Here is a 19,476-nt window from a genome sequence, read left to right on the forward strand (position 1 = left end):
GCGTCTACGGCAGGCGCGGGTGAGGTGAGGGCTCCTCGTGAGCGGCTCTGGTGATCTCGTGCACGGCGACCGGCCGTCCGTGGGCCGGGACCACCGTCTCGAACGCGAACCGCAGGCCGAGCTTGTCCATCACCCGGCGGGACCGCTGGTTGTCCACGTGACGGATGCTGACGATCCGGTCGAGGCCGCACTCGGCGAACCCGAACCGCAGCAGCCGTCCGGCCGCCTCGGTGGCGTAGCCGTTGCCCCAGTACGCTCGTCCGAGCCGCCAGCCGATCTCCACGGCGGGCAGGATCTCGGGGAGGAACGCGGGCACCGTCAGGGTGACCCAGCCGGCCGTCAGCCCGGTCTCGCGCACGACGACGGAGAGCGGGCCGTGCCCGCTCTCCTGCCATTCCCGCCGGGCGCGCGCGATCCACGCCGCCGTGCGGTCCGGGTCCGGCGGCAGGACGGAACCGTCGCCGATGTACCGCATGACCTCGGGATCGGCGTTCATGGCGGTGAAGGGAGCGAGGTCGTCGTCGTCCGGTGGACGCAGCAGCAGCCGGTCGGTCGTCATGGGGATCATCCGGCGATGATGCCAGAACCGGGCGGCGCGGACGGTCCCGGCGCGGCCCCGCGGCGCAGGGCCCACCACGTCGCGACCGCCGCGTACGCGCCCAGCACGGCGAGTCCCGCCCACCCGGGCAGCGGGAAGTACCCTGCCGAGGGCGCGTAATGGGCGGTCACCTGCGGATACTCCACCCGCGTCTGCAGCACGGCGAAGCCCGCCGCCGGAGTCAGCCGCAGCAGCCAGCCGGCGACGGCGTCGGGCAGCAGCGGGAACGCCGTCAGGCCGTACGGCAGCGCGACCAGCGCGAGCGCGACGAGGACCGCCGTCCGGCGCAGCCACACGCCCAGCCCGTACGCGAGGACGGCGCCGAGCGCGAGCACCAGGCCGGCGCCGGCGATCACCCGCGCCCCGGTGAGCAGCGGCAGCGGTTGCGCCGGCACGCCGTTGCCCTTCATGATCGCGAGGCCCACCGGCAGGGCCACCCCCGCGGCGACCAGCCCGGTCACGAAGGCGGCCACCCCTGCGACGGCCGCGCGCGCGGCGACCACCCGCCGCGGGACCGCCTCCCGGGCGGTGCGCGAGCCGAGGCGGGCCGCCACCACGAGCACGACGGCGAGCGCGATCACCAGCCCGGCCAGGAGGTTCTCGACGACGCGCGGGCTGTCCTCGCCGAGTGGCCCGATGTCGCCGGTGCCGCTGACCGTGACGACCTCGCCCTTCCGCACGGCTCCGGAGGGATTGTGGTACTTCTCCCAGTCGGTCTGGTTCATCTGACCGACGGGTTCACTGACCCAGCCGCCGTCGCCGCCCTCGACGGTGACGTGGTCGAAGACGCCGACGGCCTGGGTGAACCGCGACTCCTCCACCGCGCCGCCGAGGCCGGTCTCGCGGAGCGTGAGGTCGCCGGGTGAGGTGGCGAACAGGCCGACCCGCACGGTGTCCGGCAGCCCGGCCAGCGTCGCCGTGCCGACGGTGTGCCAACGGTTGCCGTCGGCGGACTCGGCGCCGGTGATGGTGTCGCCGGAGCGGGTCAGGCGCAGCCAGCGGGGGAGCCGGTCGCGGCTGCCCGCCACGTCGTGCCGGTAGTCGTACTGGAAGCGCACGCCGTGGGCGCCGGTCATGGCCAGGGCCGCGTAGCGGGAGCCCTGGCGCGTGCCGTCCTTGACGATGATCCCGGCCTTGGCCCAGGGCACCAGACCGGCGACGATGCTGTCGTGGTTCGGCGGGGGGTAGGTGATCGTCCCGGTCATGGACGTCATCCGGACCGTGATGGCGCCCTGGCGACCGAGGCCGCGGTGCAGGAACCAGAACCTGTCGCCGACGGCGGAGCCGTCGGCGGCCACGGGGGTGGCGGGGCAGGGGCCGTCGCAGGAGGAACGGCTCCCGGACGCCGACAACAGGCCCAGCCCGATGACGGCGAGGACCGCGACGGCAAGGGCGGTCAGGCGGCCTGGACGGCGGAACGCGGCCCATTCCCGGCGGAGGAGGTCGGTGATCGACATGCCAACGGTTATAGGGATCAGCGCCTAACACGCCCCGAACGACGCCTGTCACCCCGCTGTCACAGGGCCGCCTCGCTGTCGCGGCGGCCCCTCGGGGTCCGGACGCGAAGCGGCGTTGATCTGCGCCTGCGTGCGGGGCTACCTCGACGTCTGCCAACGCGCTTCCTGGGGTCGGGGCCGGCACATGAAGGCCGCGGTCTTGGGCAGGTCTGGCTCCGGCCTGGCGAACGAGCGCGAGGTTTGAGGCCCGGCTGTCCGGGGGCCGCGGTGTTCAGCTGTGCTCGGGTTCCACCGGGAGCCACAGTTCGGCGTCGGCCTCGGTCTTGTCCGGCGACAGGTGGATGCGCAGGATCTCGGGACCGGTGCGGGTGCGGTACGGGTTCGACGGGAACCATTCGGTGAACACGTCCCGCCACAGCTCCTGGATGGCCTGTGGCGCCGGCCCGGAGGTGGTGAAGACCGCCCACGTACCGGCCGGGACGTCCAGCGTGGTCGTGCCCTCCGGAGCGGCCGCGGAGGTGATCACGCCATGGTGGTAGTCGAGTTCGGTGCCCTCGGCGCGGCTGGGGTCCATGTCGTCGCAGACCGCGACGATGCCGTGCGGCTCCTGGTCCGACAGCTTCTCCAGGCGCTCCAGAGTCTGTGCGTCGATCCCACGGACGAAGTCCATGATCGCCTGGTTCGGGCCCGCGTGCACCAGCGGTACCCGGGTCTTGAACCCGACGACGGTGAAGTCCGCCCTGTCCACGACGCGGTACCGCATGCTGCTTCTCCCTTCGATGACGAGACGGAAGACCATCCGGGACTGGGAGTTGAGTGCGGCGCCGGTCCGCCGGGCCTCGCCTGGTCCGATGCCGTGCATGGCACGGAACGCCCGCGCGAACGCCTCACCGGAGCCGTAGCCGTAGCGCACCGCGATCTCCAGCAGCGTTTCACGCCCAGCGAGCACTTCGGCGCCCGCGAGGGTGAGCCGACGACGCCGGACGTACTCCGACAGCGGCATGCCCGCAAGGGCGGAGAACATCCGGCGCAGGTGGTGCTCGGAGGTGGCCGCGATGCGTGCCAGCTGCTCCATGTCGATGGCCTGGTCGAGATGGCGCTCGATGTGCTCCAGGGCCTGGTTCAGCCGCTCCAGCATGGCCGGCCTCCGTTCTCGTCCCTCTTCACGGCCATCTTGCCGACGATAGCCGTGAAGCAGGTCTACCCGGCGCTGCTGCCGGCGCCGTCCCCGTCCGGACCGGGGGTGTCCCGTCCCAGGCCCCGGCGGATCGCGATCTCCACGGGCGAGTACGCACCGTCAGCCCGCTCCAGCTCGTACGGCGCGGCCGGCATCAGCGGCGGCTGGGCCATGAAGCGCGGTCGCACCCCATGGTGCGGTTGCGCGGCGTGCACCAGGAACGGATGGCACAGGAAGACGTCGCCCGGGGACCCGGTGGCGAGGGCGAGTGGCCGGTGGTCGGACGCCGCCACCACATCGGGCGCGAGGGTCAGCCCGCTCGCCCCGTCCTCTCCGTACTTCTCCAGCACCTTCGGCACGTCGAGGTGTGAGCCGACCCGGATCCGGGTCGGGGCGTCCTCCTCGCCGGCCTCGCTGAACAGGAACAGCATCAACAGCGCCCGTCCCTGGGAGCGCAGATTCGTGAAGTACCAGGTCTCGCCCTCCGGCAGGTAGCTCCCCTCGATGTGCCAGCCCGCGTCCTCCGGCTCGTCCTCGTGGGGGAAGCGCAGCGGGAACGTGCCGAGCGAGTAGCGCGGCTCCCAGCGGCCCGCGCCGACGAGCAGGTCGTACGCGTGATGCAGGAAGGGGGAGTTGGGCGCGGCGGCGAACGGTCCCTGCGCCATGCCGCCCACCCAGTGCACGGGCTGCGTCCACGTCGACGGGTCGTCGGGGTCGCAACCCGTCTCCCGCCACAGCAGCCGCGCGCAGTCCGCGGCCACGCGCGGCGCGACGGCGCCCTCCAGTTTCACGAAGCCGTCGCGGAGGAAACGGGATACCAAGGTCGTGTCATTCATGCCACCAGCCTGCGACGACACCGGCCCCGGTGGCCCGACATCTTCCGTACCACCTTTGTCGGGTATGAGACTGAGCCGGCACGGCTCGTGGGGGCCATGCTGTGGGACACCCCGGCGAGGGATCGCCGGCGTGGCGGTTCTTCAATGGGTGCGGCGGCGCAGGGTGAGGGCGACGAGCGGGCCGGCCGCGAGCAGGAGTGCGAGGGCCGCGTAACCGTAGGTGAGCGAGGCCAGGGTGGCGACGCCGGCCACGAGCAGCGGGCCGCCGGCGTCGCCCAGCTCCCGGCCCAGTTCGGCGGCGCCCATGGTCTGGCCCATGCGTTCGGCCGGGGTGCGGGCGGCGAGGGCGGCGAAACCGAGCGGGGTTATGAGCCCCGTCCCGGCCCCGATCAGCACGGCGGCCGACAGGATGCCGGCCAGACCGGGCAGCATGGCGCAGGCCAGCCCCGCCGCGGTGACCAGCAGCCCGCCCAGCAGGCCGGTAAGGGTCGACAGACGCTCTTCGTCGAGGGCCCGCCCGGCCCTGGGCTGGACCACCGCCGCGCACGCCGCCAGGACGGACACCGCCGCGCCGGTCGCGACCGTGCCCAGCTCGGCGGCCCGGCCGGACACGGGCAGGAAGCCCACGCCGACCGACAGCGCGGCGGTGGCCCCGGCCAGGGCGGCGGTCGGCGCGAGGAAGGCCGGATCGGCCAGGCGCCGCGCCAGGTCCAGCACCGTCTGGCGGACCTTGGGCAGCGGCGGCACCGCGGGCACGGCCAGCGCGGCCCACACGGCGACCGCCGCGCCCAGCACGGTCAGAACCGCGAACAGCAGCCGCAGGCCGCCGGCCCACACCAGCACACCGCCCAGCAGCGGGCCCAGGGTGTAGCCGATCGACTTCCAGAAGCCGTAGCCGCCGAAGGCCCGGCCGAGCTTGGCGGCCGGGTTGAGCCTGGCCACCAGCGCCGAGGCCGACGGTGAGAACGCCGAGGCCGCCGCTCCCTGGCCCAGGCGGGCGGCCCACAACCAGCCGGGGCTGTCGGCGACGACGTACAGGCCGGAGGCGACCGCGAACGCCACCAGCCCGCCCACCAGCACCGGACGGGCGCCTATACGGTCGGCGAGGCTGCCGAACAGGGGCTTGAGCAGCACCTCGGCGCCGTCGTACAGGGCCAGCAGGCCGCCGAGGACGAGCAGCGAGGTGACCGCGTCCGTGGAGAACCCGCCGAGGTTGGCGGCGATGCCGTGCGCGCCGAAAGCGGTGGTGAACCCGGCCGCGTACAGCGGCCACATCCGCCGGCCCGCCGCCGCGCGCGCCGCCGCGGCGGAACCGGAAGGCGGCACAGGGGGCGGTGTGGCGGGCTCCCCGGAAGGCGGCGCGGAAGGCGGCGCGGGGGGCGTCACGGCTGCGGCCGGTCGAGTCTGGCGGCCACGGCGTCGAGGACCCACTCCAGGCCGGTCGCGAAGGACTCCTCGGCGGCCACCTCCGTGCCGTCGTGCACGAACTTGGCCAGCGTGGGGTAGCGGCCCGTGGCCAGCATCCTGCTCACCTGCGGGCCGTAGGCGCGCTGCCAGTCGAGCTTGGACAGGCCCGTGGCGCGCTCGGCCCGCAGCTGCGCGATCTCGCGCCTGATCGCGCCGGTCAGGTACGCGCCGACGGTCTGCACGGCGTGCATGACGGTGTCGAGGCCGGCGAGGCCGTCGAGGGCGGCCAGCGTGCGTTCGGTCACGGCGAGGGCGTTCGGGCCCAGGCTCGGACGGCCGCCGAGCAGGTCGGCCAGCCATTCGTGGCGGAGGGCGGCCTGCCTGGTGCGGACCGCGTGGCCGCGCAGCGCCTCCCGCCAGTCGCCGGGCGGCCCGTCGGGCAGGATCTCGGCGTGGACCTCGTCCACCATGAGGTCGAACAGCTCCTCCTTGGTGGAGATGTATCCGTACAGCCGCATCGGGCCGACGTCGAGCCGGGCGGCGACCTTGCGCAACGACACCGCCTCCAGCCCGCCCTCGTCGGCCAGCGCGACGGCCGCGGCGACGATCCGCTGCCGGTCGAGCGGCGCGGGCCGGGTCGGCGGCTCCGGACGGTCCCACACAGTCATGGATACATCGTACTGTTGCGATACGGCGTATCGCGGCAATACAGTGTATCGACATGAGACAGCGTATCGCCGTGGTGGGAGGCGGCCCCGCGGGCCTCACCTTCGCCCGCGTCCTGCACCGTCACGGCCATCCCGTCACCGTCTTCGAACGCGATGCCGCGCCCGACGCCCGTCCTCCGGGCGGCACGATCGACCTGCACGAGGGGATGGGCCAGCGCGCGCTGGACAAGGCGGGGCTGCTGGCCGAGTTCCAGGCGCTGTCCCGTCCCGAGGGGCAGGCCATGCGCATCCTGGCCCCCGACGGGACCGTGCTGCGCGACTGGCGGCCCCGTCCGGACGTCCGGGCCAATCCGGAGATCGACCGCGGGCAGCTTCGCGACCTGCTGCTCGACTCCCTGGACGTCCGATGGGGGCACGCCGTGACGGAGGTGACGCCCGGGACGCGGGACGGCGTGCTGCTCCGCTTCGCCGACGGGCGGCAGGAGACGTTCGACCTCGTGGTCGGCGCGGACGGGGCCTGGTCCCGGGTCCGCCCGGCGCTCTCCGCCGCGACGCCGCAGTACACCGGCGTCACCGCGGTCGAGACCTCCCTCGACGACGTCGACACCCGCCATCCGGACCTCGCCCGGCTGATCGGCGACGGTTCCGTGGCCGTCTACGGCGTGAACCGCGCCCTCGTCGCCCAGCGCAACAGCGGCGGCCACGTCAAGGTGTACGCCCAGTTCCGCGCGCCGCTGGACCGGCACGCGGACACCGGCACGGGCCCGGACGGCGCCGAAGCCGTGCGGTCCCGCCTGCTGGCGCTGTTCGAGGGCTGGGCCGACCCCGTGCTCGACCTCCTGCGCCGCGGCACCGCGTTCGCCGACCGCCCCCTCTACGTCCTGCCCGTCTCCCACACCTGGGCCCACGTCCCCGGGGTGACGCTCCTGGGGGACGCCGCCCACCTGATGCCGCCTTTGGGGGTGGGCGCGAACCTGGCGATGCTGGAGGGCGCCGAGCTCGCCGAGGCCCTTGCCGCCGACCCCGGCGATCCGGACGAGGCCGTCCGCGCCTTCGAGGAACGGATGTGGGAACGGGCCGGCAGGTGGGCGAAGATGACGGCGGACGGCCTGGAACGTCTCGTCGGCCCGGATCCCGCCACGGCCATCGCCGTCTTCGACGAGGTCCAGGCGTCCTGACCGGCTTGCCCACCCGCCGGCCGCGTGCCCGACCTCACGGGACGGAACAGCTAGCCGACCTGCTCTCCCGCGCCGGTCCGCGGCAGCCGGTCGTACGGAACGGCGTGACGGGTCCGGCCGCGGACGCCGGTGGTGGTCGTCGCGGTGAACAGCGAGTTGAGCAGCGCCTCCTCCACCGCGTCCATGACGGCGGCGAACAGCGGGTTCAGGCCGGCGTCGGGCAGGCGCGGGAGCTCCGGCGACGCGGTGCTGAAGGCGATGGCGTAGTCGCCGCTCCCGTTGGAGTACGACGCCCCGACACGGCCCATCGCGAAGATCGCCCGGCGGGCCAGGCGGGCGAGCTGACGCGCGTCGAGCGGCGCGTCGGTGGCCACCACGATCATGCAGGAGTTGCCGATGGGCTCCTCTCCGGTGGCCCCCGGGACGAGCTCCTCGACCGGCATCGGGACGCCCCCCACGGTCAGCACGCCGCCGAAGTTCGCCTGGACGAGCGCCCCGACCGTCACCGCGGCCCCCTCGGCCACCGGCCGCCGGGACGAGGTGCCGATGCCCGCCTTGTAGCCCAGCGCCGTCGTCCCGGTGCCCGCTCCCACGCACCCTTCGGCGGGCAGCCCGCCGGACGCACCCTCCAGCGCGTCCAGCACGTGCCGCTCGGTGATCGGGCGGCGCCGGATGTCGGACAGGTAGCCGTCGTTGGTCTCGCCCACGACCGGGTTGAAGGAGATGCCCTCCGGGCTGCGGTCCATCAGGTAGGTGAGCAGCGCGTCCGCCGCCCGGAACGCCGACAGCGTGGCGGTCAGCACGACGGGCGACTCCAGCACGCCGAGCTCGTCGATCTGGGTGGAGCCGACCAGTTTGCCGTATCCGTTGCCGGCGTACACGGCCGCGGGCAGCGCCCGCCCTTCGGCGGTGAGCTGACGGGGGACGACGGCGGTGACCCCGGTGTGCAGGTCGGCGCCGTCGTCGAGGGTGGTGTGGCCGACCAGGACGCCTTCGACGTCGGTGATCGCGTTCAACGGCCCGGTCGGCAGTGCGCCGACGACGACGCCCAGTTCGCGCGCCCGCGCGCGTCCCCTCGTGGCTGCGGTGAGGTGATTGTCCATGATGTTCCCATTGTCGGGGCTCCGCTCCGGCGACGCGTGCCCCTCGGCGGCCGATAGGCTCGGAGCCCTTCCGTCCCCTCGCGGGAGACCTGGTCGGAGGGCCACCCGCCCGCCGGCCGCACGGGACCGGAAGGGGCGCGACGGGCAGATGACGGCCGGCCGATGCACGCACGACCTCGAATTCCACGACGACGTCGTGATCAAGCGGTACGCCTCGTGGGGGCGGGGAGAGCCGCACCGGGAATGGCAGGCGCTCACCCTGCTCGCCGGGTGGTGGAGACGGTCGGCCCCGCCCCTGGGGGCCCGTGGCGGCCGTGGCCAAGGCTCGGGCCTGGGCCGGTAGGCGGCCCGAGCTCGGCGACGAACCCGTGGTGCGGGAGGCGTACCGCGCGGGCGTCGCCTGGCTGGACTCCTCCGCGCCCGACGGCCTCGCCACCGATCCCCGTCCGCCCGTTCTCGGGATGGCCGACGGCAACCGCGCGAACTACCTGTGGGACGAGCACGACCGCCGCGTCCGGCTCATCGACTGGGAGGACTCCGGCCGCAACGATCGCGCCTTCGAGCTGGGCGAGCTGTGCGAGCACATCTCCCGCCTCGACGGCGCCCTGGACGCGCGGCGACTGCTGGCCCTGGTCGACCTCACCCCGGCGGAGGCCGGGCGCGTGCGGGATTTCCGTCTCCTGATCGCATTGGGCTGGTTCCTCCAGCTCGGCCCAGGCGGCCCGGCGGCGCCGCACAACCCGCCGGGCACGCTCGCGGTCCAGGCCGAGCGGGTGCTGCGGCTGCTCGGGTAGGGGCTGGCCGGGGTGCGCCGTCAGAGCAGGGTGCCGCCCGAGGCGTCCAGCCAGTGGCCGGTCACCCAGCGGCTGTCGTCGCCGGCCAGGAAGGCCACCGCGTCGGCCACGTCCGCGGGGGTGCCCACGCGGCCCATGGGGGACAACGACGACAACCAGGTCAGCGCCTCCCCGACGAGTCTGCCCTGGTGCATGTCGGTGTCGATGACGCCGGGCGCCACGGTGTTGACGGTGATCCCGCGCGGCCCGAGCTGCTTGGCCAGCGTCGAGGTGAGCACGTCGAGCGCGCTCTTGGACATGGCGTAGCTGATCGCCGTCGGCATCGCCGAGCCGCGGGTCAGCATCGTGGAGACGTTGACGATCCGGCCGCCGTCACGCAGGCGGGGGAGTGCGAGCTGGGTGACGAAGAACGGGGCGGTGGCGTTGACCGCGAAGAGCCGTTCGAACTGCCGTCTGGTGACGTGCTCGATGCCGGGCTCGTCGTTGAGGATGCCGGCGTTGTTGACCAGGATGTCCAGCCCGTCGGCGCGGGCGTCGAAGGCGGCCCACAGGCGGTCGGCGTCGCCGGGCGCGCCCAGCTCGGCCCGCAGGGCGAACGCCTGCCCGCCCGCCGCTTCGACCGCCGCGACGGTCTCCGCGGCGGCCTGGTCGTTGCCGCCGTAGTGGACCGCGACGCGCGCGCCGTCCGCGGCCAGGCGCTGGGCGATGGCCCGGCCGATCCCTCTGCTCGCGCCGGTGACGAGCGCGGTCTTGCCATGGAGGTTGCTCATGATGTGTTCCTGTCGATCGGGGATGAGTCACCCGAAGGCCGCGGGCGGGCGGCAGGCGTGCCGCTCGACGCCCGCAGGGCGATCAAGGGGACTGGAGGAAGTCCAGGGTGGCCAGCTCGTTCACGGTCGTCTGCAGCTGGTCGATGCGGGCCCGGCCGATCCGGACCAGCTCCTCGCCCGCGGCGATCCACTGGCCGAGGTCGCGGGACAGGGGCGGGATGCCGGAGAGGATGTCGGCGCTCTCCTTGAGGGTGATGCCGACCCGCTGCGCGGCGAGGGCGAGCTTGATCCGGCAGACCGCGTCGACGGTGAAGCGGCGGGCGTTGCCGCTGTTGCGGTGGCCGGTGATCACGCCGTAGCGCTCGTAGAAGCGGACGGCGTTGGGCGTCACCCCGGCGGCCCTGGCCACCTGCCCGACCGTGAGCGAGGCCGGGATCGTCTCGGAGCCGGGACGGTCGGTGACGGTCATGGCGCGCTCACCGTCCTCTCAGCCGACTCTCGCCGGCCCGGTGTCGCCGGGTGCCGGGCCGGAGAGCGCAATCGTACGACGAGGGCCAGCGACATCACGACCAGGGCCGCCGCCTGGGTCAGCCGCAGGGCGTCGGTGACCGTGACCGCCTGCGCCGCCCTGTCCGCCGCGTCCATGGCGGCCAGGGCCGCGAGCGACGCGCCGCCGGTCATCGCGGCGGTCAGCGCCGTGAACAGCGCGCCGACCGCCACGGTGCCCATGCCGTTGGCGACCGTGCTCACCAGCGACAACAGCGCGGAACCCGAGGCCAGGTCGGGGCCGTGGAGGTTCCGGCTGGAGCCGGACATCGTCGGCATCATGATCGCGCCGGTGCCCGCTCCCTGGAGCAGCGCGAACAGCCCGAGCACCGGGTAGGGGGTGTCCGGCGCGAGGATGATCACCTGGACCACGCCGGACGCGATCACGAGTCCCAGCCCGGTGCCGACGACCCGACGGGGGCCGAGCCGTTCCAGCAGCCGGGCCGCGACCTGCAGGCTGAGGCCCATGCCGACCGCGCCGGGGACCATCAGCGCCGCCGTGACCGAGGCGCTGTCGAGACGCAGCGTCTGGACGTAGGTGGGCATCAGCAGAGCCGAGCCGAAGTAGGGGGCGGCGTACAGGGCGAGCACCGCGGCGCCCCGGCCGAACGTCGGATCGCCGAGCAGCCGGATCCGCAGCAGCGGCTCCGGACGGGCCAGCGCCCGGGCGCAGAAGGCCGCGACCAGCACCACGCCGGCGGCCACCGCGGCGATCCGCGTCCAGGCCGGGCTGTCCTGGGCGCTGATGCCGTACGCCACCGCGACGATGCCGGGCACCAGCAGGATCGCCCCCACCAGGTCCGGCCGGACCCGCCGGCCGCCCGCGCGGCCGGCCGGCAACCAGGCCGGCGCGCCCGCGGCGGTCAGCAGCGCCAGCGGCACGGTGACGTAGAACAGCCCGCGCCAGGAGCCGGCGCCCAGGAGCGCCGCGCCGAGCAGCGGGCCCAGGATCGGCCCGACCAGCATCGGCACCCCGGTGACCGCCGTCATCCGGCTGCGGCGTTCGGGCGCGACCGCGCCGAACCCGATCGCCATCCCCAGCGGCGCCAGCAGGCCGCCGCTGAGGCCCTGCGCCGCCCGCGCGGCGATCAGCCCGTCCAGGCCGCCGGCCGCGCCGGCGGCGGCGGAGGCGACCGCGAAGCCGACCAGCGCCGCCAGGTACACGCGCCGCGCGCCCCAGCGCGCGGCCAGCCCGGCGGCCAGCGGCATCGTCGCCACCATCCCGAGCGCGTACGCGGTGACGACCCATTGCACGGAGCTCAGCGACGCCCCGAACGCCGCCATCAGCGCGGGCAGCGCCACCACGACGATCGTGGCGTCCAGCACCGCGAGCAGCCCGCCGGCCATCAGGACGACCGCGGCGCGCAGTTCCGGCCCGGTCAGCCTGCTCACCGCCGACCGGCCAGGTCCGGGACGCGGACGGACCGCAGTGCCCGCGCCCACGTGCGCAGCTCGCCCATCGTCGTGTGCAGCGCCTGCGTCGTGCCCGGCGGGGGGACGAAACGGCCGCCGGCGTCCAGGTGCTCCCACGCCATCGGGATCAGCACCGACTCGCGGACCGTGGCGGCCCGCAGCTCGGGGAAGACCATGCGCAGCTGCGCCACGGCCCTGATGCCGCCGGAGGCGCCGTACCCGACGAACGCGACCGGCTTGTACGCCCACTCGGTGAAGTGCCAGTCGATCGCGTTCTTCACGGCGGCGGGGAAACTGTGGTTGTACTCCGGGACGAGGAACACGAACCCGTCGGCGCCGGCGAGCGCGTCGCCGATCGGGGACGCGGCCCCTCCGCCGGGCTGCAGCTCGTGCATCGGCAGCGAGACCGCGGCCAGGTCGATCATGTCGAGGTCGAGCCAGTCGATGGTGCTGAGCTCGCGCTCCAGCCAGGCGGCGAGCGGGTCGGCCATTCTGGGCCTGCGCACGCTTCCGATCACCACGGCGATCCGGAGGCGGCTGTCGGCGTTGGTTTCCGTCATGGCGCCGACGCTAGGAGTTCGCCTATGGGCGAACTCAAGTCGCCGAATCCTGGGCCTTTCGGCGTCCGGCAAAGTTCCGGGACGCCCGCTCGTCCTTGATGGGTGACATGAGGAGGAGGACGGGTGGATCCAGGCTTCGAGGCGGTTCTGCGGCAGTTCGTCATCGACCGGTCGGGGGCGCTGTTCCGTACGGCGTACCTGCTGACCGGCGACCGGCCCGACGCCTTGGACGTGGTCATCGTGGCCAGTCTCGTCCAGGCCGAATCGCTCACCGAGGCCGACATGCCGAAGGTGGCCCGCGTCCTGCGCAACCGGCTGGCCCGCGGCATGTCGCTGCAGGTCGACAGCTCGGTCCGCTACGCGCTCGGCAGGCTCCGGGGGCCCGTCACGGTCGAGGACGTGCGGGTGCGTTCGCCGTACAACACCTACCGTCACCAGGGCCTGCCTCCTGGGCCCGTCGCCAACCCCGGCGCGGCCGCGCTCAGGGCCGCCCTCCACCCGGCCGCGGGCTCCTGGCTGTACTTCGTGCTCACCGACCCGAAGCGCGGCACCCTGGCCTTCGCCACGACCGAAAAGGAGTACACCGAACTCGCAGAACGCGCCCGGAAGCCCGGCTACCGAGGATGAGCGCCCGTTCGCCTAGTGCGCGTCGTCGGGGGACGTGGCGCGCATCAGCAGGTGGCCGCGGCGGAAGCGTTCGTCCTCCAGCGGCTCGCGGAGCATCCGGCCCACCTCGACGAACCCCTCCTTGCGGGCCAGGTCGGCCAGTTCGTCGATCGGCCACCGGTAGGCCGGCGTGACCTTGTGGTCGAACTCCGTGACCGGCCCGCCCTCGGACTCGAAGAAGCCGACCAGGAAGTGGCCGCCGGGGGCCAGCACCCGGCGGAACTCGGCGAGGTACGGCGGCAGTTCCCCCGGCGGGACGTGGATCATGGAATACCAGGAGATCAGGCCGCCCAGCTCGCCGTCGGCCACGTCGAGGGCGTCCATCGAGCCGAGTTCGAAACGCAGGCCGGGATAGTCCCTGCGGGCGATGTCGAGCAGCGCGGGGGACAGGTCGACGCCGAACGCGTCCAGGCCGAGGTCACGCAGGTGGGCCGTCATGTACCCGGGGCCGCACCCGGCCTCGACCACGGGCCGGGGCCCGGCGGCCCGGACGAGTTCGGCGAACGCCGCGACCAGCGCGCGGTCCAGCGGCAGGCGGTCGAGCGAGTCGCGGGCGAGGTCGGCGTACAGGTCGGCGACGGCGTCGTAGGCGCGCGCCGTCGCCGTGAGGTAGGAGGAGTCGGCCATGGCGGACGACTGTAGCCCATCGGCTCGGGTGCCGCAGAGCCGTCGACGCCGCGACGGGCCGCCCGTTCTCGCGTATGCTGTGAACAAAAATCCAATCTGTTCATACGGATACAGTTGGCCGGCGCGGCCACGGAAGGGATCCCCATGCTGAACGACCTGCCGTACCTGTCGGCCGGCGACGGGCCGCCGCTGATCGTCCTGATCTACACCCCGCAGGCGGCCAACCCCACGGGCATGACGCGCTGGTCCACGATGCGGCTGGTCCGGCCGTTCACCCGGGACTTCACCGTGTACGTCGTCAACCGCCCGCCCGGGCTGCCCCCCACCACGACGATGGCCGACCTCGCCGCGATCTTCGCCCGGGCGATCAGGGCCACGTTCGACGGACCGGTCAACGTGCTGGCCCTGTCCACCGGCGGATCCATCGCCCTGCAACTGGCCGCCGACCATCCCGGCCTGGTCGACCGGCTCGTCCTGGCGGGCACGGCCTGCACCCTCGGCCCGGCCGGCCGGCGGGCCCAGCGCGGCTACGTCGAACGGGCCCGCCAGGGCAGGCGGCCGAGCCCCGCGCTGGCCGAGATCGTCACCGCGTCGGCCCTCGGCCGCGTCCTGCTCAGGGGCCTGCTGTGGCTGTCGGACGGCGGGCGCGCCGACCACTCCGACGCCGTCACCGTGCTCAACGCCGAGGACGGCTTCGACCTGCGCGGCCGGCTGTCCGAGATCAAGGCGGCCACCCTGCTGATCCAGGGCGGTGACGACCTGGTCTACCCCCTGGACCTGGCCCGGCAGACGGTCGAGGGCATCCCGGACGCCCAGCTCGTCGTCTACCCCGGCCGCAGCCACAGCGGCACCTTCACCGACAGGAGATTCGCCCCCGACGCCCTCGCCTTCCTGACCGACGGCTGAGGACCCGCCCCTCAAGGATCGACCGGCCGCGGGGCGTCCCGTACCCGCCCCTCAAGGACCGACCGGCCGCGGGGCGTCCCGCACCCGCGCCCGCAGCAGGGCGACGACGCCGAGCACCACGTGCAGGACCACGGCCACCGCCGCGGCCACGTGCAGCCCGGCGACGAACGCCGACTCGGCCTGCGCGGCCGCCGCCGGCACGAGGGCGGGCAGCTGGAGGGTCTCGTCCAGAGTGGGGGCCAGGTCCGGCCCGCGGAGCCGGAAGACCAGGGCGGCGAGCGAGCCGAGCAGCGCGATCCCGAGGGCGTTGCCGATCTCGTTGCTGGTCTCGGCCAGCGCCCCCGCCGCTCCGGCCCGTTCCGGCGGCACGGCCCCGACCGCGGTGTCGGCGACGACGCTGAACGAGATGCCGTACCCGACGCCCGCGACGACCGTGGACGCGACGTACCAGCCGGCACCGCCCGTGACGGCCGTCGGGAGCAGGAGCAGCAGCCCCGCCGCGACGGAGAAGTGGCAGACGGCGAGCGCGGCCCGCCGGCCGACGCGGTCCACCACGAAGGGCGTGACGACGCAGGTGACGGTGAGCACCACCGCGCCGGGCAGCGCGAGCAGCGCCGCGTGCAGCACAGGCAGGCCGAGCACGGACTGGAGGTAGACGCCCGACAGGTACGCCGTCGCCGACCACGCCGCCAGCGGCAGCAGCCCGGTGACGATCGCCACGGTGAACACCCGGTCGCGGAACAGCGAGAACTCGATCAGCGGCTGCGCCAGGCCGCGCTGCCTGCGGACGAACCACGCCAGCAGCCCCGCCCCGGCCGCCCCCGCGACGACCGGGACGGCCGACAGCCCTTCGGCGGCCGCGTGCTTGAGCGCGTAGATCGCGAGCAGCAGCCCGGCCGCGGACGTCACGACGCTGGGCACGTCCACGCGCCCGGCGCGGGGCGCCCGCACCTCGCGCAGCAGGATCGGCGCGAAGACCAGGAACAGCGCGAGGACGGGCAGGTTGACCAGGAAGACCGACCCCCACCAGAACCCTTCCAGCAGCGCGCCGCCCACGATCGGCCCGGCGGCGAACCCGGCCGCGAACGCCGCGGCGAACACGCCGATGGCCTGCGCCCGGCGCCGCGGATCGGCGAACAGCTCGCTCAGCACGGCCAGCGCCGACGGCAGCAGGGTCGCGCCCGCCACGCCCATCAGCGCGCGGGCCGCGATCAGCAGCTCGGCGCTGGGCGCGAACGCCGCCGCCGTGGAGCCGGCGCCGAAGACGGCGGCGCCGACCATGAGCAGCCGCAGCCGCCCGTACCGGTCGCCGAGGTTGCCGAACGCGATCAGCAGGGAGCCGACGGCGAAGCCGTAGACGTCGAGGATCCACAGGGCCTGGCCCGCGGTGGGCGTGAGGGCCTGGCTGATCCGGGGCATCGCCAGGAACAGGATCGAGCCGTCCATGGAGACCAGCAGGACGGGCCCGAGGATCACCAGGAGACCGAGCCAGGCCCGCAGGCCCGGGGGAGTGCGCGTGTGCTGTCGATACATGGCGCCGACACTCGGGCAGGACGCGCCCGGCAACCATCCCCCTGGCGTGGGTGCACCCAGCAGGTGTACCCACGCGGCCCGCCGGTCGGCCTAGGCTCGGTGGCGTGGAGAGTCTCGGAGCGTTTCTGAAGAGCCGTCGTGACCGGGTCACGCCCGCCGCGATCGGGCTGCGCACGTTCGGGACGGCCCGCCGGGTCCCGGGGCTGCGGCGCGAGGAGCTGGCGCAGCTCGCGGGGGTGAGCGCCGGGTACTACACGCGTCTGGAGCAGGGGCAGGCGGAGACCGCCTCGGAGCAGGTGCTCGACGCTCTGGCGCGGGTGCTGCGGCTCGACCGGATCGAGACCGTCCACCTGCACAATCTCGCCCGGCAACCGGCCCGGTCCAGGCTGTCCAGGCCGCCCGTGGAGGAGCCTCATCCGCGGGTGCTCGCGCTGCTGGAGTCGCTGAAGGACACGACGCCGGCGGTCGTGCTCGGCCGGCGTGGGGACGTGCTCGCGTGGAACCGTACGGGGCATGCGCTGATGGGGGAGCATCTGCCGTTCGAGGCGGCGTGGGATCCGGCGGACCGCCCGTCCGTCCCGAGGGTGTTCTTCCTGGATCCGCTCTTCCGCGACCTGCACCGCAACTGGGACGAACTAGCCCGCATCCACGTGGCCTACCTCCGGCTCACCGCCGGCCGCTTCCCCTCGGACGCCCGTCTGGCGGAGCTGATCGGGGAGCTGACGATGCACAGCGCGGAGTTCGCGGCGTTGTGGGCGGTGGGCGAGGTCGCCGACTGCACGGTGGGCACGATGCGCCTGCGGCATCCCACGGTCGGCGCGGTCGACGTCGACTACCAGGTCTGGCTCCAGCCCGACAGCCCCGACCACCGGGTCGAGATCTACACCCCGGCCGACCCGTCCTCCGCCGACGCCCTGCGCATCCTGACCCACCAGAGCGGCCGGACGTCCTGAGACGTCCGGCCCTCGGGGGCCCGCCGGTCGCAGAGCTGTGGGGCCTTGGCAGCTGCTGCGGCGCGCGTCGCGCCCGGCGGGCACCCCGGCGGGTACCCGGGTTACGTCAGACGGTGCCGTTGAAGCGGCTGTAGTACGCGCCCACCTCGTTGCGGTGGACGTCGTCGTTGTACACGGCGTCCTCGTCGAACTTCGGCGAGTCCTTGATCTCCTGCTTGGTCCGCGCGAGGTGGACCTTGCGCTCCTGCGGGTCGATCCGCGTGACGGTGCCGGCCGGCAGCACGACCTTCTTGCCGAAGATCCACGGACCGGTGTCGACCACCAGGTAGCTGTCGCCGACGGTGTGGCTCGCCTCGTCCACCGAGCCGATCGAGCCGTCGGTGGCCTCGACGTCGAAGCCGACCACGTCGAGAGTCTTGTCGCCGTAGACGTCGGAACCGTAGCTCCACATGTCCTGAGACAAGGGGTTTCCTCCTGATGATCTAGAGAACGTTGCCCACCCACTCTTCCCGGTTCAGCCGCGCCAAACATCGGGCCGCGGTCACTTCGCCGCGCGGGCGGCGTACGCGGCGAGGCCGTCGGCCATGCCCTGCACGAAACGGGTCAGGTACCACCGCCAGAAGCCACCCGAGAGCGGCATCCTCGGCTCGAAGGCGGCGGACCAGGTGATGTCGGTGCCGCCGCCGGCGGTCGGCGCGAGCTCGACCGTCCCGCGGTAGGAGCGGAACGGGCCGCCCAGGTTGTCGTAGACGAACCGCCGGTCGGGGACGAGCTCGACGACGCGCTCGCGCGAGACGTTGCGCCCGGTGCGGAAGACCCTGGTGTCGCCCACCTGCTGCCGGGCCGCCGGATCGCCGCCCTCGACGTCGGCGGAGTCGATCGGCGACCACGACGGCCAGGTGGCGGCGTGCGTGAGCGCCGCGAAGACGGCCTCGGGGGCGGCCTGCGAGCGGGCGGTCACGGCGAAGGAGTACGGCATGAGCCCCAACGTAGGCACCGGCCCCACCCGGAGGCCATGCGCACGATTGCCGTCGATCGGTCAGTTCTTGCGGTACGCCGACGGCCGCACGCCGGTCTGCCGCAGGAAGGCCGACGACAACGAGCCCGCACCCGCGAACCCGCACCGCCCGGCGATCTGCTCGACGCTGAGCGAGGTGGACGACAGCAGCCGCCGCGCCTCCTCGACGCGCAACCGGGTGAGGTACCGGTGGGGCGTCTGGCCGGTGCCCTCCCGGAACACCCGGACGAAGTGGTACACGCTCAGATGCACCTCGGCCGCGACGGATGCCAGCGTCAGCGGCTCGGCCAGGCGCTCGGTCATGATGGCGACAGCCGCCCGGACGGCCGCGTGCTCCGGCCCGGGCAGGCGCTCGGCCCCGCCCCGGGTCAGCAGGTGCGTCACGAGGAAGGCGGCGGCGGACTCGGCGTACAGGTCTCCGGCCGCCGCGCGGCCCGGCAGCGCGCGCAGGAGCTGCTCGACGACCGGATCACCGGCCGCCAGGGCCGCGGCGGTCGCCTCCAGGTCGGGCTCGCGACCGCCCAGCGCGTCGGCGGCCCGCCGGACGGCCGCCGCGGGGACGTGCACCTGGACGGTGCGCAGCCCGGCCGCCGCCCGATAGCTGATCGACCCGGCCCGGCCCGGGACCATGAGCTCCAGGTGGCCCGGGACCCAGCGCCGCCGGGCCGGCCTGCCGCCCGCGTGCATCCGCAGGTCGGCGTTCCCCGCCACGCAGAGCACGAGATGCAGGTCGGACACGGCGGGCAGCGCGAAGTGCTCGGCCTCGGGCGCGTGCCGGAAGCCCTGCACCAGCAGTGACCGCCAGCCGGCGTCGTCCCAGCTGTTGTACGTGTGCCGCACGTACGCCGAGGTGTCGAGGCCGGCGTAGGGCGCCAGGTCGAAGTCGGGCGAGTCGAACACGTCCCGAGCCTAACCGGATCACTGCGGCGGGGCCTCGGCGAGCGAGAGGCTGTTGCCGTCCGGGTCGAGGACGTCCACGTGACGCACGCCGTTGCCGTACGTCTCCACGGGCCCGTGCTCGATGCCGTGCCCGGCCAGCCTGGCCAGGATGTCGTCGAGGCCGGACACGCCGAACGTGATCATGGTGCCGCCGACGCGCGCGGCGCGCATGTGCCGGTCGTCGATGACGACCCACGCGTTCTCGCCGACCTGCCACAGGTGCTCCTCGCCGACGACCTCGTCCGCCGGCCGGCCGAAGAACGCCTCGTACCACTGCTGCGCCGCCGCCCGGTCGCGTACGCACACCACGCTGTACAGATCCACTCG

General features: G+C 73.9%; 22 protein-coding genes. 5 read left to right on the forward strand and 17 right to left on the reverse strand.

Going from position 1 to position 19,476, the window contains the following annotated elements; translation table 11 throughout:
* Positions 1-4 precede the first annotated feature (4 nt).
* From ACFYUV_RS31760 to ACFYUV_RS31785, 6 genes are all read right to left on the reverse strand, one after another.
* Entirely contained in the window at positions 5-568 is a 564-nt protein-coding gene (locus tag ACFYUV_RS31760; RefSeq protein WP_387674706.1) for a GNAT family N-acetyltransferase, read from the reverse strand.
* Positions 565-2,055, reverse strand: a complete 1,491-nt coding sequence (locus ACFYUV_RS31765; protein WP_387674709.1) for a hypothetical protein — start codon at positions 2,053-2,055, stop codon at positions 565-567. The genes ACFYUV_RS31760 and ACFYUV_RS31765 overlap by 4 nt, the downstream gene beginning before the upstream one ends.
* Positions 2,056-2,326: 271 nt before the next feature.
* Entirely contained in the window at positions 2,327-3,193 is an 867-nt protein-coding gene (locus tag ACFYUV_RS31770; protein WP_387674712.1) for a GyrI-like domain-containing protein, read from the reverse strand.
* A gap of 62 nt (positions 3,194-3,255) precedes the next feature.
* Complete coding sequence (locus ACFYUV_RS31775) at positions 3,256-4,068, reverse strand: phytanoyl-CoA dioxygenase family protein (RefSeq protein ID WP_387674715.1); 813 nt, start codon at positions 4,066-4,068, stop codon at positions 3,256-3,258.
* Positions 4,069-4,209: 141 nt separating this feature from the next.
* On the reverse strand, positions 4,210-5,394 hold the full coding sequence (locus ACFYUV_RS31780; RefSeq protein ID WP_387674718.1) for an MFS transporter: 1,185 nt from the start codon (positions 5,392-5,394) through the stop codon (positions 4,210-4,212).
* A gap of 56 nt (positions 5,395-5,450) precedes the next feature.
* Positions 5,451-6,143, reverse strand: coding sequence for a TetR/AcrR family transcriptional regulator (locus tag ACFYUV_RS31785; protein WP_387674721.1), 693 nt, complete (start codon positions 6,141-6,143; stop codon positions 5,451-5,453).
* 53 nt (positions 6,144-6,196) lie between these two features.
* On the opposite strand from ACFYUV_RS31785, the gene ACFYUV_RS31790 reads away from it, so the two are divergent.
* Positions 6,197-7,321, forward strand: a complete 1,125-nt coding sequence (locus tag ACFYUV_RS31790) for an FAD-dependent oxidoreductase (RefSeq protein WP_387674724.1) — start codon at positions 6,197-6,199, stop codon at positions 7,319-7,321.
* A 50-nt stretch (positions 7,322-7,371) separates the two neighbouring features.
* On the opposite strand, the gene ACFYUV_RS31795 is transcribed toward ACFYUV_RS31790, so the two are convergent.
* Entirely contained in the window at positions 7,372-8,424 is a 1,053-nt protein-coding gene (locus tag ACFYUV_RS31795; RefSeq protein WP_387674727.1) for a P1 family peptidase, read from the reverse strand.
* A gap of 314 nt (positions 8,425-8,738) precedes the next feature.
* Here ACFYUV_RS31795 and ACFYUV_RS31800 point away from each other — a divergent pair, with 314 nt between their 5' ends.
* On the forward strand, positions 8,739-9,218 hold the full coding sequence (locus ACFYUV_RS31800; protein ID WP_387674730.1) for a phosphotransferase family protein: 480 nt from the start codon (positions 8,739-8,741) through the stop codon (positions 9,216-9,218).
* 20 nt (positions 9,219-9,238) lie between these two features.
* Here the strand turns inward: ACFYUV_RS31800 and ACFYUV_RS31805 are convergent, their stop codons facing one another.
* The 4 genes from ACFYUV_RS31805 to ACFYUV_RS31820 all read right to left on the reverse strand — a co-directional run bounded on the left by ACFYUV_RS31805 (position 9,239) and on the right by ACFYUV_RS31820 (position 12,507).
* On the reverse strand, positions 9,239-9,988 hold the full coding sequence (locus ACFYUV_RS31805; protein WP_387674733.1) for an SDR family oxidoreductase: 750 nt from the start codon (positions 9,986-9,988) through the stop codon (positions 9,239-9,241).
* An 82-nt stretch (positions 9,989-10,070) separates the two neighbouring features.
* A complete protein-coding gene (locus ACFYUV_RS31810) occupies positions 10,071-10,457 on the reverse strand; it encodes a MerR family transcriptional regulator (RefSeq protein WP_358287032.1) in 387 nt (128 codons plus the stop codon).
* A complete protein-coding gene (locus tag ACFYUV_RS31815) occupies positions 10,454-11,926 on the reverse strand; it encodes a DHA2 family efflux MFS transporter permease subunit (protein ID WP_387674737.1) in 1,473 nt (490 codons plus the stop codon). The genes ACFYUV_RS31810 and ACFYUV_RS31815 overlap by 4 nt, the downstream gene beginning before the upstream one ends.
* On the reverse strand, positions 11,923-12,507 hold the full coding sequence (locus ACFYUV_RS31820; RefSeq protein ID WP_387674740.1) for an NADPH-dependent FMN reductase: 585 nt from the start codon (positions 12,505-12,507) through the stop codon (positions 11,923-11,925). Before ACFYUV_RS31820 ends, ACFYUV_RS31815 begins: the two co-directional genes overlap by 4 nt.
* Positions 12,508-12,630: 123 nt before the next feature.
* Here ACFYUV_RS31820 and mltG point away from each other — a divergent pair, with 123 nt between their 5' ends.
* Complete coding sequence (gene mltG, locus ACFYUV_RS31825) at positions 12,631-13,134, forward strand: endolytic transglycosylase MltG (RefSeq protein ID WP_387674743.1); 504 nt, start codon at positions 12,631-12,633, stop codon at positions 13,132-13,134.
* A 12-nt stretch (positions 13,135-13,146) separates the two neighbouring features.
* On the opposite strand, the gene ACFYUV_RS31830 is transcribed toward mltG, so the two are convergent.
* Positions 13,147-13,800 (reverse strand): class I SAM-dependent DNA methyltransferase, encoded by a 654-nt coding sequence (locus ACFYUV_RS31830; RefSeq protein ID WP_387674746.1) that lies wholly within the window; start codon positions 13,798-13,800, stop codon positions 13,147-13,149.
* A 144-nt stretch (positions 13,801-13,944) separates the two neighbouring features.
* Here ACFYUV_RS31830 and ACFYUV_RS31835 point away from each other — a divergent pair, with 144 nt between their 5' ends.
* Positions 13,945-14,706: an alpha/beta fold hydrolase gene (locus ACFYUV_RS31835; protein ID WP_387674749.1), complete on the forward strand. Its 762-nt coding sequence runs from the start codon at positions 13,945-13,947 to the stop codon at positions 14,704-14,706.
* Between the two features lie 51 nt (positions 14,707-14,757).
* Here ACFYUV_RS31835 and ACFYUV_RS31840 read toward each other — a convergent pair whose 3' ends face one another.
* Positions 14,758-16,239: an MFS transporter gene (locus ACFYUV_RS31840; protein ID WP_387674752.1), complete on the reverse strand. Its 1,482-nt coding sequence runs from the start codon at positions 16,237-16,239 to the stop codon at positions 14,758-14,760.
* A gap of 104 nt (positions 16,240-16,343) precedes the next feature.
* On the opposite strand from ACFYUV_RS31840, the gene ACFYUV_RS31845 reads away from it, so the two are divergent.
* Positions 16,344-17,192: a helix-turn-helix transcriptional regulator gene (locus ACFYUV_RS31845; protein ID WP_387674754.1), complete on the forward strand. Its 849-nt coding sequence runs from the start codon at positions 16,344-16,346 to the stop codon at positions 17,190-17,192.
* 106 nt (positions 17,193-17,298) lie between these two features.
* On the opposite strand, the gene ACFYUV_RS31850 is transcribed toward ACFYUV_RS31845, so the two are convergent.
* The 4 genes from ACFYUV_RS31850 to ACFYUV_RS31865 all read right to left on the reverse strand — a co-directional run bounded on the left by ACFYUV_RS31850 (position 17,299) and on the right by ACFYUV_RS31865 (position 19,473).
* The gene (locus ACFYUV_RS31850) at positions 17,299-17,655 is read right to left on the reverse strand and encodes a PRC-barrel domain containing protein (protein ID WP_352356660.1); all 357 of its coding nucleotides are present in this window, start codon (positions 17,653-17,655) and stop codon (positions 17,299-17,301) included.
* A 78-nt stretch (positions 17,656-17,733) separates the two neighbouring features.
* Positions 17,734-18,171, reverse strand: coding sequence for an SRPBCC family protein (locus ACFYUV_RS31855; RefSeq protein WP_387674758.1), 438 nt, complete (start codon positions 18,169-18,171; stop codon positions 17,734-17,736).
* Positions 18,172-18,231: 60 nt separating this feature from the next.
* Entirely contained in the window at positions 18,232-19,110 is an 879-nt protein-coding gene (locus ACFYUV_RS31860) for a helix-turn-helix domain-containing protein (protein WP_387674761.1), read from the reverse strand.
* Between the two features lie 18 nt (positions 19,111-19,128).
* Positions 19,129-19,473 carry a VOC family protein gene (locus ACFYUV_RS31865; protein ID WP_387674764.1) on the reverse strand — a complete coding sequence of 115 codons (345 nt, stop codon included), beginning with the start codon at positions 19,471-19,473 and terminating at the stop codon, positions 19,129-19,131.
* Positions 19,474-19,476 lie beyond the last annotated feature (3 nt).

It is taken from the genome of Nonomuraea sp. NPDC003560 (genome assembly GCF_042878785.1).
In the GTDB taxonomy this organism is placed as follows: Bacteria; Actinomycetota; Actinomycetes; order Streptosporangiales; family Streptosporangiaceae; genus Nonomuraea.

Coding starts and splice junctions, on each gene's coding strand:
- ACFYUV_RS31765 (WP_387674709.1), bottom strand. CDS start 2,055: ATGTCGATCACCGACCTCCTCCGCCGGGAATGGGCCGCGTTCCGCCGT.
- ACFYUV_RS31790 (WP_387674724.1), top strand. CDS start 6,197: ATGAGACAGCGTATCGCCGTGGTGGGAGGCGGCCCCGCGGGCCTCACC.
- ACFYUV_RS31805 (WP_387674733.1), bottom strand. CDS start 9,988: ATGAGCAACCTCCATGGCAAGACCGCGCTCGTCACCGGCGCGAGCAGA.
- ACFYUV_RS31855 (WP_387674758.1), bottom strand. CDS start 18,171: ATGCCGTACTCCTTCGCCGTGACCGCCCGCTCGCAGGCCGCCCCCGAG.
- ACFYUV_RS31830 (WP_387674746.1), bottom strand. CDS start 13,800: ATGGCCGACTCCTCCTACCTCACGGCGACGGCGCGCGCCTACGACGCC.
- ACFYUV_RS31835 (WP_387674749.1), top strand. CDS start 13,945: ATGCTGAACGACCTGCCGTACCTGTCGGCCGGCGACGGGCCGCCGCTG.
- ACFYUV_RS31785 (WP_387674721.1), bottom strand. CDS start 6,143: ATGACTGTGTGGGACCGTCCGGAGCCGCCGACCCGGCCCGCGCCGCTC.
- ACFYUV_RS31760 (WP_387674706.1), bottom strand. CDS start 568: ATGATCCCCATGACGACCGACCGGCTGCTGCTGCGTCCACCGGACGAC.
- ACFYUV_RS31795 (WP_387674727.1), bottom strand. CDS start 8,424: ATGGACAATCACCTCACCGCAGCCACGAGGGGACGCGCGCGGGCGCGC.
- ACFYUV_RS31775 (WP_387674715.1), bottom strand. CDS start 4,068: ATGAATGACACGACCTTGGTATCCCGTTTCCTCCGCGACGGCTTCGTG.
- ACFYUV_RS31820 (WP_387674740.1), bottom strand. CDS start 12,507: ATGACGGAAACCAACGCCGACAGCCGCCTCCGGATCGCCGTGGTGATC.
- ACFYUV_RS31770 (WP_387674712.1), bottom strand. CDS start 3,193: ATGCTGGAGCGGCTGAACCAGGCCCTGGAGCACATCGAGCGCCATCTC.
- ACFYUV_RS31840 (WP_387674752.1), bottom strand. CDS start 16,239: ATGTATCGACAGCACACGCGCACTCCCCCGGGCCTGCGGGCCTGGCTC.
- ACFYUV_RS31810 (WP_358287032.1), bottom strand. CDS start 10,457: ATGACCGTCACCGACCGTCCCGGCTCCGAGACGATCCCGGCCTCGCTC.